The following is a 16,253-nucleotide window of genomic DNA, read 5'->3' on the forward strand; positions in this document are numbered from 1 at the left end:
GGCGGGATCAGTCCCGGAGGTCCGGCGGGCGCGGGCCGAAGCCGGGCGGATAGAGCAGGCGCGGATCGAGCCCGCTGGGGTCGAGGATGGCCGCACGGGTGCCGGACAGGAACTCGGCCCGCAGGATTGCAAAGCTGGTGGCAACGGTCGTCAGGATGAGCGCCACGGGGCCCAGCAGCCAGCCGATCGCCGCCAGCGCGAAGAACACCGCCCGAAGGCCGCTGTTGAAGTTGCGCGCCGCGTTGATGTTGACCTCGGCCGCCTGGGCCGCCAGCGGATAGGCGCGCGCGTCCTCGGGATCGTTCGGCACCGCCGCCATCAGGATCGCGCAATAGCCGAAGACCCGATGCGCCCAGACGAACTTCAGGAAGGCATTGGCCACGATGAAGAGCACGAGGATCACACGCAGCTCGAGCCGCACCGCATCGGTGGCCAGCGTCAGATCCTCGACCAGCGTCTCGAGCCGGTCGCGGTTGCCGATCAGCGCCATGCCGCCGCCGATGGCGATCATCGAGCCCGAGGCAAAGAAGGCGGTCCCGCGCCGCAGGCTGTCGATCACGCTGGCGTCGAAGATCCGCGGCGAGCGGCTGACCATTTCGCGCATCCAGGTGCGGCGATGGTCCTTCATCAGCACCGACACCGAGGGGCGACCGGAGGGCGGGTTCTCGCACAGGTAGCCCGTGCCCGCCCAGGCGAGGAGCAGGAGGGCGACGGCCAGGAGGTCGAGCGGCATCAGCGCGGCGGGCAGGTCGATCAGCATCACGGCACCATAAGCCAAGCGCGCGCTGTTGCCATGAGGCAAAATTGGTTATAAAAGCTGACCACGCCAGGGAGGGTCGCCATGCACATGCCGCCACCGGACGCGGGCGTTCTGGCCCGCAAGTCCCGCATCGTCGAGCGCCTGCTGGCCGTGCTGCCCGAGGATGCCGTGGTGCATGATGAGGCTGAGACCCGCGCCTATGAATGCGACGCGCTGACGGCCTATCGCTGCCCTCCGCTCGCCGCCGTCCTGCCGCGCTCGACCGATGAGGTGGCGGCAGTCCTGCGGGTCTGTCACGAGGAAGGGGTTCCCGTGGTGCCGCGCGGCTCGGGCACGTCGCTCGCGGGCGGCGCGCTGCCCACGGCCGATTGCGTGATCCTGGGGGTGGCGCGGCTGAACCGCGTGCTCGAGACGGACTATGCCAACCGCTTCATCCGGGTCCAGGCGGGACGGACCAACCTTTCGGTCACGGGGGCGGTCGAGGCGGACGGCTTCTTCTACGCGCCCGACCCGTCGAGCCAGCTGGCCTGCGCCATCGCGGGCAACATCGCCATGAACTCGGGCGGGGCGCATTGCCTGAAATATGGCGTCACGACGAACAACCTGCTGGGCGTGACGCTGGTGCTGATGGACGGCACGGTGGTCGAGATCGGGGGCGCGCATCTCGATGCGCCGGGGCTCGACCTGCTGGGGGTGATCTGCGGCTCGGAAGGCCAGCTGGGCGTAGTGACCGAGGCCACGCTGCGCATCCTGCCGAAGCCCGAGGGCGCGCGGCCGGTTCTGATGGGCTTTGCCTCGAACGAGGTGGCGGGGGCCTGCGTGTCGGACATCATCCGCGCGGGCATCCTGCCGGTGGCGATCGAGTTCATGGACCGGCCCTGCATCCGGGCGACCGAGGCCTTCGCCCATGCCGGCTATCCCGACTGCGAGGCGCTGCTGATCGTCGAGGTCGAAGGCTCGCCCGCCGAGATCGACGACCAGCTGGCCCGGATCGTCGGGATCGCGCGGCGGCACGATCCGGTGGAACTGCGCGAGAGCCGCTCGGACGAGGAGAGCCGGCGGATCTGGCTGGGGCGGAAATCGGCCTTCGGGGCGATGGGGCAGATCAACGACTACATGTGCCTCGACGGCACGATCCCGGTGACGGAACTGCCGCGGGTGCTGCGGCGGATCGGCGAGCTTGCGGCCGAGGCGGGGCTCGAGGTGGCCAATGTCTTTCACGCGGGCGATGGCAACATGCATCCGCTGATCCTGTTCGACGCTAACAGGCCGGGGGATCTGGAACGCTGCGAAGGGCTCGGCGCCGAGATCCTGAAGCTCTGTGTCGAGGTGGGCGGCTGCCTGACCGGGGAACATGGGGTGGGGGTCGAGAAGCGGGACCTGATGTCGGTGCAGTTCTCGCCCGTGGATCTGGAGGCGCAGATGCGGGTGAAGGACGTGTTCGATCCGCGGTGGCTGCTCAATCCGGCCAAGGTCTTTCCGCTGGAGGCGAGCGGCGTGCGGCGTGCGGGCTGAGGCGCCGGGGGCTTTGCGCCCCCGGACCCCCGCAGGATATTTGAACGAGAATGAAAGGGGCAGGATGCGGCCTTCGACCGAGCAGGAACTGGCGGAGATCGTGCAGGGTGCCGCTGGCCCGCTGCGCATCCGGGGCGGCGGCACGCGCGCGATCGGGCACGCGGCGGGCGATCCGCTGGAGACGGTGGGGCTTGCGGGGGTGCGGCTCTATGAGCCGGGTGCGCTGACCCTGGTGGCGGGGGCCGGTAGCCGGGTAGCGGAGATCGAGGCGCTGCTTGCGGGCGAGGGGCAGCGGCTGCCCTTCGAGGTTCCCGACATGCGTGGTCTTCTGGGACGTGAGGGTGCCTCGACGCTGGGAGGGGTGGTTGCGGCCAATGCCTCGGGGCCGCGGCGCATCCAATCGGGCGCCTGCCGCGACAGCCTGATCGGCGTGCGGTTCGTCGACGGGGCGGGGCAGGTGGTGAAGAACGGCGGGCGGGTGATGAAGAATGTCACCGGCTACGATCTCGTGAAGCTGCTGGCCGGCAGTCATGGCACGCTGGGGGTTCTGACCGAGGTCGCCTTCAAGCTGCTGCCGATGCCGGAGACGACCGTCACGCTGGCCCTGGCGGATCTTGCACCCGACCGGGCGGTTGCGGCGATGGCGGCGGCGCTGGGCTCGCCCTTCGATCCGTCGGCCGCCGCGCATTGGCCGGGGCGGGGGACGTTCCTGCGTGTGGAGGGGTTCGAGTCCTCGGTGCGCTACCGGGTGACGCGGTTGCGCACGCTGCTGGCGCCCTTCGGCGCGGCGGAGGAGGTGGAGAGCCCGTGGGAGGCGATCCGCGACGTGGCGCCCTTTCACGGGCGCGAAGGCGATGTCTGGCGGCTGTCGCTCAAGCCGTCGGACGCGCCGGCCGTGGCCGCGCGGGCGGGGGGCGAGGCGCTCTTCGACTGGGGCGGCGGACTCGTCTGGCTGCTCTGCGAGCCGGGCACCGACCTGCGAGCACGGATCGCGCCCTTCGCCGGTCATGCGACCCTGATCCGGGGCTCGGCGCCGGTGGCGGTCTTCCAGCCCGAGCCGCTGCCGCTTGCGGCCATCGTCGCCGGACTGCGCGCGCGATTCGATCCGCGCGGTCTCTTCAACCCCGGTCTCATGGCCTGACGGGAGAACCACTTGCAGACGAACTTCTCCGACGAGCAGCTGAAGGATCCCGGCGTCGCGCGCGCGAACGAGATCCTGCGGAGCTGCGTCCACTGTGGCTTCTGCACGGCGACCTGTCCCACCTACCAGGTGCTGGGCGACGAACTCGACAGCCCGCGCGGCCGGATCTACCTGATCAAGGACATGCTCGAGGCGGGGCGCCCGGCCGATGCGAAGACCGTCAAGCACATCGACCGCTGCCTTGGCTGCCTTGCCTGCATGACGACCTGTCCCTCGGGGGTGCATTACATGCACCTTGTCGATCACGCCCGCGACCATATCGAGAAGACCTACCGCCACCCGCTGTTCGAGCGGCTGATGCGCTGGACCGTGGCGCAGCTTCTGCCCTATCCGGGGCGGTTCCGGCTGGCGCTGCGGCTGGCGCAGCTTGGCCGGCCCTTTGCCCGGTTGATGCCCGACGCGCGGCTGAAGGCGATGCTGGCGCTGGCGCCGCACCACATCCCGAAGGCCTCGCCCAACGACCGGCCGCAGGTGTTCGAGGCGACGGGCCCGAAGCGGATGCGGGTCGCGCTGCTCACGGGGTGCGCGCAGCGGGCGCTCGACACCGACATCAACGACGCGACCATCCGGCTTCTGCGGCGGCTGGGCTGCGAGGTGGTGATCCCGAAGGGCATGGGCTGCTGCGGGGCGCTGACCCATCACATGGGGCGCGCGGAACAAAGCCATGCGCTCGCCGCCAGCAACATCCGCGCCTGGATGGCCGAGAAGCGGGCGCGTGGTCTGGATGCGGTCGTGATCAACACGAGCGGCTGCGGCACCACGATCAAGGATTACGGGCACATCTTCCGAAACGATCCCCTGGCGGCGGATGCGGCCGAGGTGTCGGCACTGGCCCTGGATGTCACCGAACTGCTCGAGCGGCTGGGCCTGCCCGAAGGGGCGCCCAAGGGCGTGCGGGTGGCCTACCACTCGGCCTGTTCGCTCCAGCATGGCCAGCGCATCCGGCAGACCCCGAAGGACCTGCTGATCCGCGCAGGGTTCGAGGTTACCGAGCCGGCCGATCCGCATCTCTGCTGTGGCTCGGCCGGGACCTACAACCTGCTGCATCCCGAGATCTCGGCCGAGCTGAAGGCCCGCAAGGTCGCGACGATCGAGGCGCGCCGGCCCGACGTGGTGTCGGCGGGCAACATCGGCTGCATCATGCAGATCGGCTCGGGCACCGGGGTGCCTGTCGTCCATACGGTCGAGCTACTGGACTGGGCGACGGGTGGGCCAAAGCCCCGGAGGCTCGACCTCGGCAACGATCCGCCTTGAAATGGCCATATCGCAGGCTTAGCCCCTTGGTCAGCGGCTACCGGAGCGGCCATGCGACTGATCGCGATTCTCACTCTGGCCCTTGGCCTCGCCCTGCCGGCGATGGCGGATGAGGCGCGGCTCCGCAGCCTCGAGACGGGGGACGACAGCCGCGGCTGGAACGCGGTCGGCAAGCTTCTGCTGGGAGACCGCGGCTTCTGCACCGGGGTGCTGATCCGGCCCGATCTGGTGCTGACGGCGGCCCATTGCCTCTTCGAGAAGGACAGCGGCAGCCGGATCGATCCGGGCCGGGTCGAGTTTCTCGCCGGATGGCGGAACGGGCGCGCGGCTGCATACCGGCATGTGCGGCGCGCGGTGGTGCATCCCGACTATGCCTACTCCGGCGACGACCCGGTGGATCGCGTGGCCTTCGACCTGGCCGTGCTCGAGCTGGACCAGCCGATCCGGTTGCCGTCCGTCCAGCCCTTCGGGATCGATCGCGGCACGCTCTCGGGCGATCGGGTGGGGGTGGTCTCCTATGCGCAGGGCCGGGCCGAGGCGCCCTCGCTGCAGGAGATCTGCGGCGTGATCGGCCGGATGCCGGGCACGCTCGTCCTGTCCTGTTCGGTCGATTTCGGCGCGTCCGGCGCGCCGGTCTTCACCATGCGCGAGGGGGCGCCGCGGCTGGTCTCGGTCGTGTCCGCCAAGGCCGAGCTGCACGGGCGGCCCATCGCGCTTGGAACCGACATCGAGGACCCGCTCGAGGATGTGCTGGCCGAGTTCGACCGGGGTGACGGCCTGATCCGCCGGGTGCAGCCGCTGGTGCGGATGGAGCGCGCGGGATCGGGCGGCGCCAAGTTCTTGCGACCCGAAACGCCCTGAGGCCCGGCCGCCGCAGCGTCCGGTTCGGCCCGCGAACCTCTTGAAATGCAGGCGCGACCTTCCCAGATTCCCCCTGCCGAGTGCCATGACGGGCTCGGCGCTTCTGGGCCCGTCCCCCGGTGGGAGGGCCGACCAGCATCGCTTCCAGGAGGATGAACATGCGTACCTATGACTTCTCGCCGCTCTACCGCGCCACCGTCGGCTTCGACCGGATTGCCGATCTCATGGATCGCGTGATGACCAGCGAGGTCGCCCAGCCGACCTATCCGCCTTACAACATCGAGAAGACCGCCGAGAACGCCTACCGCATCTCGATCGCCGTGGCGGGCTTTGCGCCCGAGGAACTGGCCGTCGAGGTCAAGGAGAACACGCTCCATGTCGGCGCGCGCAAGGCCGGGGACGAATCCGAGCGGACCTACCTGCACCGTGGCATCGCCACCCGCGCCTTCGAGCGCCGCTTTGCCCTTGCCGATCATGTGCGCGTGACGGGCGCGAGCCAGGAGCATGGGATGCTTCATATCGACCTCGTGCGCGAGACGCCCGAGGCGCTGAAGCCGCGCCGGATCGAGATCGTGCGCGGTGACGCGGCCTCGGCCCGGACGATCGAGGCGGTGAAGGAACCGGCCGAGGCCTGATCCGCCGCTGTTGTCTGCGGGGGCGCGCTGCGAGGCGCGCCCCTTGCCTGTCCGCCTGCCATTCACGAAGCGCGAAATGCAGGCCCTGGCTATCGGCTCAGGCTCTGCGCGAGGCGCATGAGCTGGACGACCTCCACCCGGTAGCCGAAGGCATCCGTTCCTCGGGCCCCTTCGGCGAGCGCGATGGCCTCGTCCCATCCCCAGGAGCCGAGCTTGTCCGACCCGCGCAAAAGCTCGCCGAAACCGGCAATGGCGGTGGAAAAGCGCACGTCGTCATTGGCCTCGGTCAGCGCATCCGGGATCGGCGTCTCGATCAGGGCCGAGGCGCTCTCACCCGGCGCCTTGTAGCGCAGGCGCAGGAAGCCGAGTTCATCCCCGTGCGTGCCGGCGGCGGGCGTCTCGCCGTAGCGCAACGGCTCGGTCAGTTGAGCGGGGCTGCCGACGGGCGTGATCTCGTAGATCGCGGTCACGGAATGTCCGGCGCCGATCTCGCCCGCGTCCACCCGATCGTTCGCGAAATCCTCGTGCCGGAGGGCCCGCGTCTCGTAGCCGATCAGCCGGTATTCCGCGACCCGCGCCGGATTCCATTCCACCTGCACCTTCACATCTTCCGCGATGGGGAAGAGCGCGCCGGACAGCTGGTCCACGAGAACCTTCTGCGCCTCGTTCAGACTGTCGATATAGGCCGCCTGCCCGTTGCCGTTCTGCGCCAGCGCCTGCATCGTCGCGTCGTCGAGGTTGCCACGGCCGAAGCCCAGGACCGAGAGATAGACCCCGCTGGCCCGCTCTTGCGCCACCAGACGGGCAAGCTCGTCCGGGTCGCTGATCCCGAGGTTGAAGTCGCCGTCGGTCGCAAGCACCACGCGCGTCACCTCGCCCGCCTCCGCCATGCCGGCCGCTGTCCGGTACGCCAGCCGCAGCCCCTCTTCCCCGGCGGTCGAGCCGCCCGAGTCGAGCCGGTCAAGCGCCGAGAGGATGTTCGTGCGCTCGTTCGCGGCCGTGGGGGCGAGCACCTCTCCGGCCGAGCCCGCGTAGGTGATGATGGCCACCTGATCCTCGGGGCGCAGGCGGCCGAGCATCAGGCCGAACGACTGTTTCAGCAGCGGCAGCTTGGCCGGATCCTGCATCGAGCCCGAGGTGTCGATCAGGAACACGAGGTTCAGCGGAGGCCGGTCGGCGATGGCGGGCATCCGCCCCTGCAGCGCCACATGCACGAGGCGCGTGTCCGGGTTCCAGGGCGTGGGCGTGACCGCGAGGGTCGGGCGGAACGGCGCGGCCCCGCTTTCGGGGGCGGGATAATCGTAGGGAAAGTAGTTGATCATCTCCTCGATCCGCACCGCCTCGTGCGGGGGAAGCCGGCCCGCGCGCAGGCTTGAGCGGATGATGGCATAGCTCGCGGTATCGACGTCGATGGAGAAGGTCGAGACGGGCGCTTCGGCCGTCACCTGCAGCGGATTGTCGGGCGCGTTCGAGAACGCCTCGCTGTCGCCTCGGACCGGCGGGACGGCGGGCGCCTCGGCCATCCGCCTCAGGATCGGGGTCGCCCCCTCGGTCGCAAGCGTTCGGGGGGCGGCCTGATCCGCAGCCTCTGGCGCCGCGCCGGGGGCGGCCTTGAACTCACCCGTCAGCGACTCGGGCGCGGGTGAGGGCAGCTGGCCCAGCCGGGCCGTGGGCATCACCACGACCAGCACGAGGCCAAGCGCGGCCAGCGACCCCGAGGCGGCGAGCAGGGGGCGTGAGAAGAGGGAACTCGACATGCGGCGCACTCCGTTGCGGAACCCCGCCCCTCTCGGGCGGTCCTTCCCCTGACGCAGCCCGGCCGCCCGTCCTTGGAACCGGTCGAAATTTTCCAGGGCCAGCGCCACCGCCCGTGCGCGTGCCTCGGGGTCCGGCGCGGGTGCCGCCGGCCGCCCGAGCGCCCGGCGAAGGTCTTCGAGATCGTCGTGGTGCGGGTCGTCGCTCATGCGCGGGCCTCCCCGAGGACCATGGCCCTCAAGCGCTTCTTCACTTCCGACATGCGCCAGGCGACCGTGCCCTCGGCCAGTCCCAGAACGGCGGCCGCCTCGGCCTGTGTCATCTCTTCGCCCAGCACCAGTGCGACCGTGTCGCGCAACTCGACGGGCAGCGTGGTCATGGCGTTGGCCAGCCACTCCTGCGCCGCGCGCGCCTCGCCCATCGCATCCTGCCGCGCCAGTTCCCAGTCGCCCCAGCCAAGCGAGGCGCGGGTGCTTGCGCTCTGCCGGCGGCGCAGGTCGTGCGCGGCATTCACCACCACGCGGTAAAGCCAGGTGGTGAAGCGCGCCTCGCCGCGCCAGCCGCGCAGTTTCATCGGCAGGGCGGCGCAGATGTCCTGCGCCAGATCCTCGGCCTCGGTGCGGCTGCCGGTCAACCGCCAGCTCAGGCCGAAGATCCGGTCGTAATGCCGTTCGACCAGCCGCGAGAACGCCTCGCGGTCTCCTGCCGCGGCGGCTTCGGCCAGCCATTCGTCGGTCTGCTCCATCGCGGGACGGTCGCTCCGATTGATTGCCGCCAGAGGATGCCGCCCGTGGCTGGACAGATCCCGCCCCTCCGGCGGCTGTCGATGTCGCGGCGCCCGCCCGGCGCCCTTGCGAGGGACCGGGCCGGCCATGGGGGCGCCTGCCTCAGATCGAGAGGCAGACGTATTTCATCTCGAGATAATCCTCGATGCCGTGCCGCGAACCCTCGCGGCCGAGGCCGGATTGCTTCACCCCGCCGAAGGGCGCGACCTCGGTCGAGATGATGCCGGTGTTGACACCGACGATGCCATATTCCAGCGCCTCCTGGACGCGCGTGATGCGGCCCACGTCGCGGGCGTAGAAGTAGGAGGCGAGGCCGAAGATCGTGTCGTTGGCGTAGCCGATCACCTCCTCCTCGGTCTCGAAGCGGAAGAGCGGTGCGAGCGGCCCGAAGGTTTCCTCGGTCGAGACCTTCATCTCCTGCGTCACGCCGGTCACGACGGTCGGCTCGAAGAAGGTGCCGCCCAGCTCGTGCCGATTGCCGCCGGTCAACACCTCGCCGCCGCCGTCGAGCACGTCGCGGATATGTTCCTCGACCTTCTCGACCGCCTTCTCGTTGATGAGCGGGCCGGCCTCGGTCCCCTCCACGAGCCCGTCGCCGACGCGCAGCTTCTTCACGGCGGCCGCGAGCTTTTCGGCGAAGGCGTCATGGACGCCGGCCTGCACATAGATGCGGTTCGCGCAGACGCAGGTCTGGCCGTTGTTGCGGAACTTGGACGCCATGGCGCCCTGCACCGCCGCGTCGAGATCGGCGTCGTCGAAGACGATGAAGGGCGCGTTGCCGCCCAGCTCCATCGAGCATTTCATCACCTGATCCGCCGCCTGCCTGAGCAGGACGCGCCCGACCTCGGTCGAGCCGGTGAAGGTCAGCTTGCGCACCGCCGGATTCTCGCAGAACTCCTTGCCGATGTCCGAGGATTTCTGCGAGGTGATGACCGACAGGATGCCCTTGGGCAGCCCCGCGCGCTCGCCCAGCACCGCCAGCGCCAACGCCGACAGCGGCGTTTCGGCGGCGGGGCGGGCGACGAAGCCGCAGCCCGCCGCCAGCGCCGGGCCGCATTTGCGGGTGATCATCGCGTTCGGGAAGTTCCAGGGCGTGATCGAGCCCACGATGCCGATCGGCTGCTTGAGGACCGTGATGCGCTTGTCGCGCATGTGGCCGGGGATGGTCTCGCCATAGACGCGCTTGGCCTCTTCGCCGAACCATTCGATGAACGAGGCGCCATAGGCGATCTCGCCCTTGGCCTCGGACAGCGGCTTGCCCATCTCGGCCGTAAGGATCGCGCCGAGGTCGTCCTGGTTGGCCATCATCAGGTCGAACCACGTGCGCATCACCTGCGCGCGTTCCTTGCCGGTGCGGGCGGCCCAGTCCTTCATCGCCTCGGCCGCGGCGGCGATGGCGCGCGCGGTCTCGGCCCGGCCGAGGTCCGGGACGGTGCAGATCACGTCGCCGCGGGCGGGGTTCGTCACCTCGAAGGTTGCACCGTCATCGGCCGCCACCCACTCGCCCGCCACGAAGGCGCGGGTTTCGAGCAGCGACGGGTCCTTGAGAATGGAACGCAGGTCGGTGACGGAGTCGAGCATGAGAGTCCTCCCGGGGCATTGGATTTGCCGCCGCACGGAATGACGGGGCGGGGCACGTTTCTCATGCTGACCACGCAGGGCCGGACATGTCCAGTCACGGGGCAGAGAAAGACCGCGCCGCGAAGGGCCGTGTCAGTAGCTGAACTCGGGGTAGATCCGGCGCAGGTCGCCTTCCCACGCGCCATGGAACCGCGACAGCAGATCGTCGGCCACCACACGGCCCGAGGCGGCGGCCTCGGCCAGCACCTCGAGATGGCCGGCCTCGTCCGCCATGCCCTCGCCCGCCAGCGCCCGTGCGCGAAGCCCACCCTGCGCAAGAGCAACCGCCTCGCGGGCGACATCGAGCAGGCGCACGCCGCCCGCCTCGCCCTGCAGCCCGTCCACCGAGGCCGCGACCCGCAACCCCTCGCGCGTCTCGGCGCTCCAGCCCCGGGCGAGATCCCAGGCGGCATCGAGCGCCGAGCCGTCATACATCAGCCCGACCCAGAAGGCCGGCAGCGCCACCAGATGCGACAGCGGACCGGCGTCGGCGCCCCGCATCTCGATGTATTTCTTGACCCGCGCCTCGGGGAAGACCGTGGTCATGTGGTCGGCCCAGTCCGACAGGGTGGGCTTCTCGCCCGGCAGCGCCGGAAGCTCGCCCTTCAGGAAGTCGCGGAACGACTGGCCGAGGGCGTCGATGTAGTGGCCATCGCGGTAGACGAAATACATCGGCACATCGAGCACCCAGTCGACATACCGCTGGAAGCCCATCCCCTCCTCGAAGACGAAGGGCAGCATTCCCGTCCGCGAAGCATCAAGGCTGCGCCAGATGCGCGAGCGCCAGCTCTTGTGTCCGTTCACCCGGCCCTCGAAAAAGGGCGACGAGGCAAAGAGCGCGGTGGCCACCGGCTGCAACGCCAGCGCCACGCGCAGCTTCTTCACCATGTCGGCTTCGGACGCATAGTCGAGATTCACCTGAACAGTGCAGGTGCGATACATCATCTGGGTGCCGTGGGTGCCCACGCGCCCCATGTAATCGGTCATCAGCCGGTAGCGGCCCTTCGGCATCACCGGCATCTCGTCGTGCGTCCAGATCGGCGCGGCCCCGACACCGAGGAAACGCACGCCCAGAGGCTCGGCCACCTCGGCCACCTCGCGCAGGTGGCTTTCCAGCTCCGCTCGGGTCTCGTGCACGGTGGCCAGCGGTGCGCCCGACAGCTCAAGCTGCCCGCCCGGCTCGAGCGAGATGTTGGCGCCCTCTCGCGACAGGCCGATGATGGCGTCCTTCTCCATGACCGGCGTCCAGCCGAAGCGGTCGCGCAGCCCTTCCAGCACGGCACGGACCGAGGCCTCGCCCTCGTAGGGCAGCGGCCCGAGGCTGGAGGTCAGATAGCCGAACTTCTCGTGCTCCGTCCCGATGCGCCAGTCGGACGCGGGCTTGCAGCCCGCCTCCATATAGGCCGCCAGCTGCTCGAAATTCTCGATCGGCCCGCCGCCGGACTGGGGAATGGACATGCACGCGCTCCGATCGTTCATTCGGGACGCAAGACCTGTCGCTTCGTCGCAGTCAAGTCAAGACCGCGCGGGCGGGCCTGCGCCAGATCACGCGCCCCATCGTGGGGGCCTGCGACGAAAGACTGATGACATTCGCGCCGGTCGGCGCGACCGGGGGCGGCGTGTCGAGCGCGGCCAGAAGCACCCGCATCTCGAGGCCCGGCAGCGTGGCGAAGGCATCGAAGAGCCGCTCGGCCCCCTCGGCGCCGACCGGGATGGCCAGCACCTGCCCGTCCGACTGGGCCAGACGCCAGTGCCGCGCGCCGCGGATCGTGACCAGCCGCAGCTCCTCGAGATCGTCCAGCGCCACGAACCCGCCCCACTCCGGCCCGAGGTAGCCGATCTGGCCCTCGTCCAGCTCGACAAGGCCCGGCGCGCCGGCCGCCTGCCGGAACCGCATGCGCCGAAGCGCGATGATGCCCCAGGCCACCGAGGCCGCGAAGCCGAGCGCGCCCAAGGGCACGAAGAACCAGCCGCCGAACGAGGCGATCCAGAGGGCCACGGCCATGCCGCCCGCCGCGGCCGCCGGTTCGCGCCAGCGCAGGAGGAGCGCCTGCACCTCCGGGCGAAGGAAACTCACACCCAGTCCCCCAGCACGGACTGCCAGAGCGTCAGCGCCGCCACCGCGGCCGTGTCGGCGCGCAGGATGCGCGGGCCGAGGCTGACCGGCACGACCTGCGGCATCCGGCGAAGGCGCGCCTGCTCGTCCTCGGAAAAGCCGCCCTCCGGGCCGATGAGGATGGCCCAGGGGCCCGGCGAGGGCTGGCTGGGCGCCTCCTCGAAGCCGCGGGCCTCGATCTCGCCCGCCCCTTCGAGCAACCCCGCCCGCGCGCCGAGAAGGTTCTCGTCGCACCACATGATCCGCCGATCGGCGGGCCAGTGGGACAGGAGCCGGTCGAGGGCGGCCAGTTCGGCCACCTCGGGGACATAGGTGCCGCCGCACTGCTCGGCCGCCTCGACCGCGTGGGCCTGAAGGCGATCCTGCCGGATGCGCTCGGAGTTGGTGAAGCGCGTCTGCACGGGCAGGATGCGGGCGGCGCCCATTTCGGCCGCCTTCTCGACGATGAAATCGGTGCGGGCCTTCTTGATCGGCGCGAACATCAGCCAGAGGTCCGGCGGCCGACGCAGCGGGGCCGTCTGCGCCGCGCAGGTGAGCGTGCCGCCGCGCTTGCCCGCCTCTGTCACCTCGGCGCGCCATTCGCCATCCCGCCCGTTGAACAGCAGCACCGCGGCGCCGCGCGCCAGTCGCATCACCCCGAAGAGGTAATGCGCCTGATCCTGCGTCAGACGAACGGGTTGCCCGGGTCCGAGGGGCTGATCTACATAGAGCCTGACTTTCGCATCCGACATGGGGGCACCTTATGCAGCAGCCGAGCCAAGCGCCAGAGGCTCCCACGTCGGTGGCAGCGTCGCAGGGAAAGGTGGCCGACGCGCCGCCGGACAACTGGGTTGACCGGCACGCGCCGGGCGTCACGCGGCCCTATCTGCGGCTGTCGCGGGCCGACCGTCCGATCGGAACCTGGCTGCTGCTGATCCCCTGCCTCTGGGCCGTGGCGCTGGCGGCGCTGGCCGATCCCGACGGCTACCGCCCGCTCGACCTGTGGCTCGTGATCGGCAGCGCGGTCGGCGCCTTCCTCATGCGCGGGGCGGGCTGCACCTGGAACGACATCACCGACCGCGACTTCGACGCCGCGGTGGCGCGCACCCGCTCGCGCCCGATCCCGTCGGGACAGGTGAGCACCAAGGGCGCGGTGGTCTGGATGGTGGTGCAGGCGCTGGTGGCCTCGCTCATCCTGTTCAGCTTCAACGCGGCGGCAATCCTGCTCGGCATCGCCTCGCTGGCGCTGGTCGCCATCTACCCCTTTGCCAAGCGCTTCACCTGGTGGCCGCAGGCCTTCCTCGGGCTGGCCTTCAACTGGGGGGCGCTCCTGCTCTGGGCCGCGCACACGGGCAGCCTTGGCTGGCCGCCCGTCGCTCTCTATGGGGCCGGCATCGCCTGGACGCTCTTCTACGACACGATCTACGCCCACCAGGACAAGGAGGACGATGCGCTGATCGGGGTCCGCTCCACCGCCCGTCTCTTCGGGCAGAACACGGGCAAGTGGCTCGTGGCCTTCATGGTGATCGCGACCCTGCTGATGACGCTGGCCGTCCTGCTCGCGGTGCTGCCGCAGGGCTCGATCCTGCAACTGATGATCGCGCTGGCGGGCGTCTGGGGCTTCGGAGCGCACATGACCTGGCAACTGGCGCAGCTCGACACCGAGGACACGGGGCGCTGCCTCCGGCTCTTCCGCTCGAACCGCGATGCGGGCCTGATCCCTGCGCTGTTTCTTGCCGTGGCGGCGCTCCTTTGATTGAAGGGCCGCGGCGCAGGGCCTAAGCACGGGCGACCGACGCCTGTCCGACGGGAGATTCCCTGCCATGCCCCTGAGATCGAGCCTCCTCGCATCTGCCGCCTTCGCCACGGCCGCGGCGCTGGCCGTGGTGGGTGCCTCATGGGCCGCGACCATGATCGAGGACCGCTCGGCCGAGGCGGTCCGGTCGCGCCTGACCACGGCGGGCCTCACCTTCGTCGATGTCCGGGCCGACGGATTGCAGGTCTGGCTGACCGGAACGGCCCCGAACGAGGCCGCCCGCTTCCGCGCCGTCAATGTCGCCGGAAGCGTGGTCGATGCGGCCCGCCTGCGCGATGCGCTCGAGGTGACGCCCGTGCGCGAGATCGAGGCGCCGCGCTTCTCGGTCGAGATGCTGCGCAACGACGATGGCGTGTCGCTGATCGGCCTCCTGCCCGAGACCGCCGGGACCGAGGATCTTGCCGAAGCCGCGCGGGGCCTCGCGACCGGCTTGCAGGTGGCCGACATGCTCGAGACCGCCGACTTCCCCGCGCCCGAAGGCTGGTCGGCCGCCGTTGACTTCGGCCTCAAGACGCTGCGCCTGCTGCCGCAATCCAAGATTTCGGTCTCGGCGGATCGCGTGTCGATTACCGCCATCTCGAACAGCGAGCAGGAAAAGCGCAGGCTCGAAGGGCAGATCCTGCGCCTTGCGCCCGAGGGGCTGGAGCTGGTGATGAACATCAGCGCGCCGCGCCCGGTCCTGACGCCCTTCACCCTGCGCTTCGTCATGGACGAGGAGGGGGCGCGGTTCGACGCCTGTTCCGCCGACACGGCCCGCGCGCGCGACCGTATCCTGGCCGCCGGGCGTGCCGCGGGTGTGGCGGGCGAGACGACCTGCACCATCGGCCTCGGCGTGCCGTCGCCCCGCTGGGCCGAGGCCGCCGAGGCGGGCCTGCGCGCCGTGGCCGAACTGGGGGCGGGCAGCGTGACCTTCTCGGACGCCGATGTGACCCTCGAGGGCAAGCCGGGCACCCTGCGCGCCACCTTCGACCGCGCGGTGGGCGCGCTCGAGGCCGCGCTGCCGCCGGTCTTCTCGCTTCAGGCGACGCTGCCGCCAGCCCCGCAAGCGGTGCCGGAGGGGCCGGCCGAGTTCCGCGCCACCCTGTCCGAAGCGGGGCGGGTGGAGCTGGCCGGCCGCGTCACGGACGAGCTGACCCGCAAGGCGGTGGACAGCTTTGCCCGTGCGCAGTTCGGCGCCTCGAAGGTGCGCAGCACCACGCGGCTCGACGGCGAGCTGCCCGAAGGCTGGCCCGTGCGCGTCCTCGCCGGGCTCGAGTCTCTGGCGCAGCTTCAGCATGGCGAACTGCTGGTGCGGGCCGACACGGTCGAGGTGAACGGCGTCACCGGCTCGAAACAGGCGAGCGCGCGGATCTCGCAGGTTCTGTCGGCACGGCTGGGGCAGGGGCGCAGCTTCAAGGTGGACGTCGTCTATGATGAAAAGTTCGATCCCGAGGCCGCGCTGCCCACGCCGCAGGAATGCATGACCCGCATCCGTCGTGTCCTGGCCGGGCAGAAGATCACCTTCGAACCCGGATCGGCCGAGATCGACCAGAGCGCGCGTGGCACGCTCGACGGGTTGGCCGAGGTGTTCAGGGACTGCAAGGGAATGCCGCTCGAGATCTCGGGGCACACCGACAGCCAGGGCAGCGAGAGCGGAAACAAGGCCCTTAGCCAGGCGCGGGCCGAGGCGGTGATGATGGCGCTTCAGGGACGCCGCGTGGATGTGGGACGCATGAAGGCCGTGGGCTACGGCGAAGAGCGCCCGATCGCCGACAACCGCGACGAGGCGGGGCGCGAGGCCAACCGCCGGATCGAGTTCACGTTGCTGGGCGAGGACGGCAATCCGGTTGACGAGGCGGCCCCGGTCGTGGAGGAAACGGCGGAGGCATCCGAGGGGCCTTCGGCGGCCCCGGCCGAGATGACGCTCCGCCCCAAGCGCCGCCCGCAGGACGGCTGAGGGCGGGGCTGCCGCTGCCC

General features: G+C 70.3%; 14 protein-coding genes. 7 read left to right on the plus strand and 7 right to left on the minus strand.

What is annotated here, in order from left to right; genetic code table 11:
- Positions 1–7 precede the first annotated feature (7 nt).
- On the minus strand, positions 8–760 hold the full coding sequence (locus FG154_RS08545; protein WP_145106673.1) for a DUF599 domain-containing protein: 753 nt from the start codon (positions 758–760) through the stop codon (positions 8–10).
- Positions 761–841: 81 nt separating this feature from the next.
- Between FG154_RS08545 and FG154_RS08550 the strand changes: the two genes are divergently transcribed.
- The 5 genes from FG154_RS08550 to FG154_RS08570 all read left to right on the plus strand — a co-directional run bounded on the left by FG154_RS08550 (position 842) and on the right by FG154_RS08570 (position 6,226).
- Positions 842–2,275: an FAD-linked oxidase C-terminal domain-containing protein gene (locus FG154_RS08550; RefSeq protein WP_145106572.1), complete on the plus strand. Its 1,434-nt coding sequence runs from the start codon at positions 842–844 to the stop codon at positions 2,273–2,275.
- A gap of 64 nt (positions 2,276–2,339) precedes the next feature.
- Positions 2,340–3,416, plus strand: coding sequence for an FAD-binding protein (locus tag FG154_RS08555; protein ID WP_145106574.1), 1,077 nt, complete (start codon positions 2,340–2,342; stop codon positions 3,414–3,416).
- A gap of 12 nt (positions 3,417–3,428) precedes the next feature.
- Positions 3,429–4,730 (plus strand): glycolate oxidase subunit GlcF, encoded by a 1,302-nt coding sequence (gene glcF / locus FG154_RS08560; RefSeq protein WP_145106576.1) that lies wholly within the window; start codon positions 3,429–3,431, stop codon positions 4,728–4,730.
- Positions 4,731–4,781: 51 nt separating this feature from the next.
- The gene (locus tag FG154_RS08565) at positions 4,782–5,591 is read left to right on the plus strand and encodes a trypsin-like serine peptidase (protein ID WP_145106578.1); all 810 of its coding nucleotides are present in this window, start codon (positions 4,782–4,784) and stop codon (positions 5,589–5,591) included.
- 158 nt (positions 5,592–5,749) lie between these two features.
- Positions 5,750–6,226, plus strand: a complete 477-nt coding sequence (locus FG154_RS08570) for an Hsp20 family protein (protein WP_145106581.1) — start codon at positions 5,750–5,752, stop codon at positions 6,224–6,226.
- An 89-nt stretch (positions 6,227–6,315) separates the two neighbouring features.
- Here the strand turns inward: FG154_RS08570 and FG154_RS08575 are convergent, their stop codons facing one another.
- The 6 genes from FG154_RS08575 to FG154_RS08600 all read right to left on the minus strand — a co-directional run bounded on the left by FG154_RS08575 (position 6,316) and on the right by FG154_RS08600 (position 13,233).
- On the minus strand, positions 6,316–8,190 hold the full coding sequence (locus FG154_RS08575; protein ID WP_145106583.1) for a vWA domain-containing protein: 1,875 nt from the start codon (positions 8,188–8,190) through the stop codon (positions 6,316–6,318).
- On the minus strand, positions 8,187–8,726 hold the full coding sequence (locus FG154_RS08580; protein ID WP_145106585.1) for an RNA polymerase sigma factor: 540 nt from the start codon (positions 8,724–8,726) through the stop codon (positions 8,187–8,189). Before FG154_RS08580 ends, FG154_RS08575 begins: the two co-directional genes overlap by 4 nt.
- A gap of 142 nt (positions 8,727–8,868) precedes the next feature.
- On the minus strand, positions 8,869–10,347 hold the full coding sequence (locus tag FG154_RS08585) for an NAD-dependent succinate-semialdehyde dehydrogenase (RefSeq protein WP_145106587.1): 1,479 nt from the start codon (positions 10,345–10,347) through the stop codon (positions 8,869–8,871).
- 132 nt (positions 10,348–10,479) lie between these two features.
- Positions 10,480–11,844, minus strand: coding sequence for a glutamate--cysteine ligase (locus FG154_RS08590; RefSeq protein WP_145106589.1), 1,365 nt, complete (start codon positions 11,842–11,844; stop codon positions 10,480–10,482).
- 52 nt (positions 11,845–11,896) lie between these two features.
- A complete protein-coding gene (locus FG154_RS08595; RefSeq protein WP_145106592.1) occupies positions 11,897–12,463 on the minus strand; it encodes a hypothetical protein in 567 nt (188 codons plus the stop codon).
- Entirely contained in the window at positions 12,460–13,233 is a 774-nt protein-coding gene (locus FG154_RS08600) for a 16S rRNA (uracil(1498)-N(3))-methyltransferase (protein ID WP_145106594.1), read from the minus strand. Before FG154_RS08600 ends, FG154_RS08595 begins: the two co-directional genes overlap by 4 nt.
- Positions 13,234–13,244: 11 nt before the next feature.
- Between FG154_RS08600 and ubiA the strand changes: the two genes are divergently transcribed.
- Entirely contained in the window at positions 13,245–14,237 is a 993-nt protein-coding gene (gene ubiA / locus FG154_RS08605) for a 4-hydroxybenzoate octaprenyltransferase (protein ID WP_145106596.1), read from the plus strand.
- Positions 14,238–14,304: 67 nt separating this feature from the next.
- Positions 14,305–16,233, plus strand: coding sequence for an OmpA family protein (locus tag FG154_RS08610; protein WP_145106598.1), 1,929 nt, complete (start codon positions 14,305–14,307; stop codon positions 16,231–16,233).
- Positions 16,234–16,253: the final 20 nt, after the last annotated feature.

The sequence above is a fragment of the Cereibacter sediminicola genome (assembly GCF_007668225.1).
GTDB classification, from domain to species: domain Bacteria; phylum Pseudomonadota; class Alphaproteobacteria; order Rhodobacterales; family Rhodobacteraceae; genus Cereibacter_A; species Cereibacter_A azotoformans.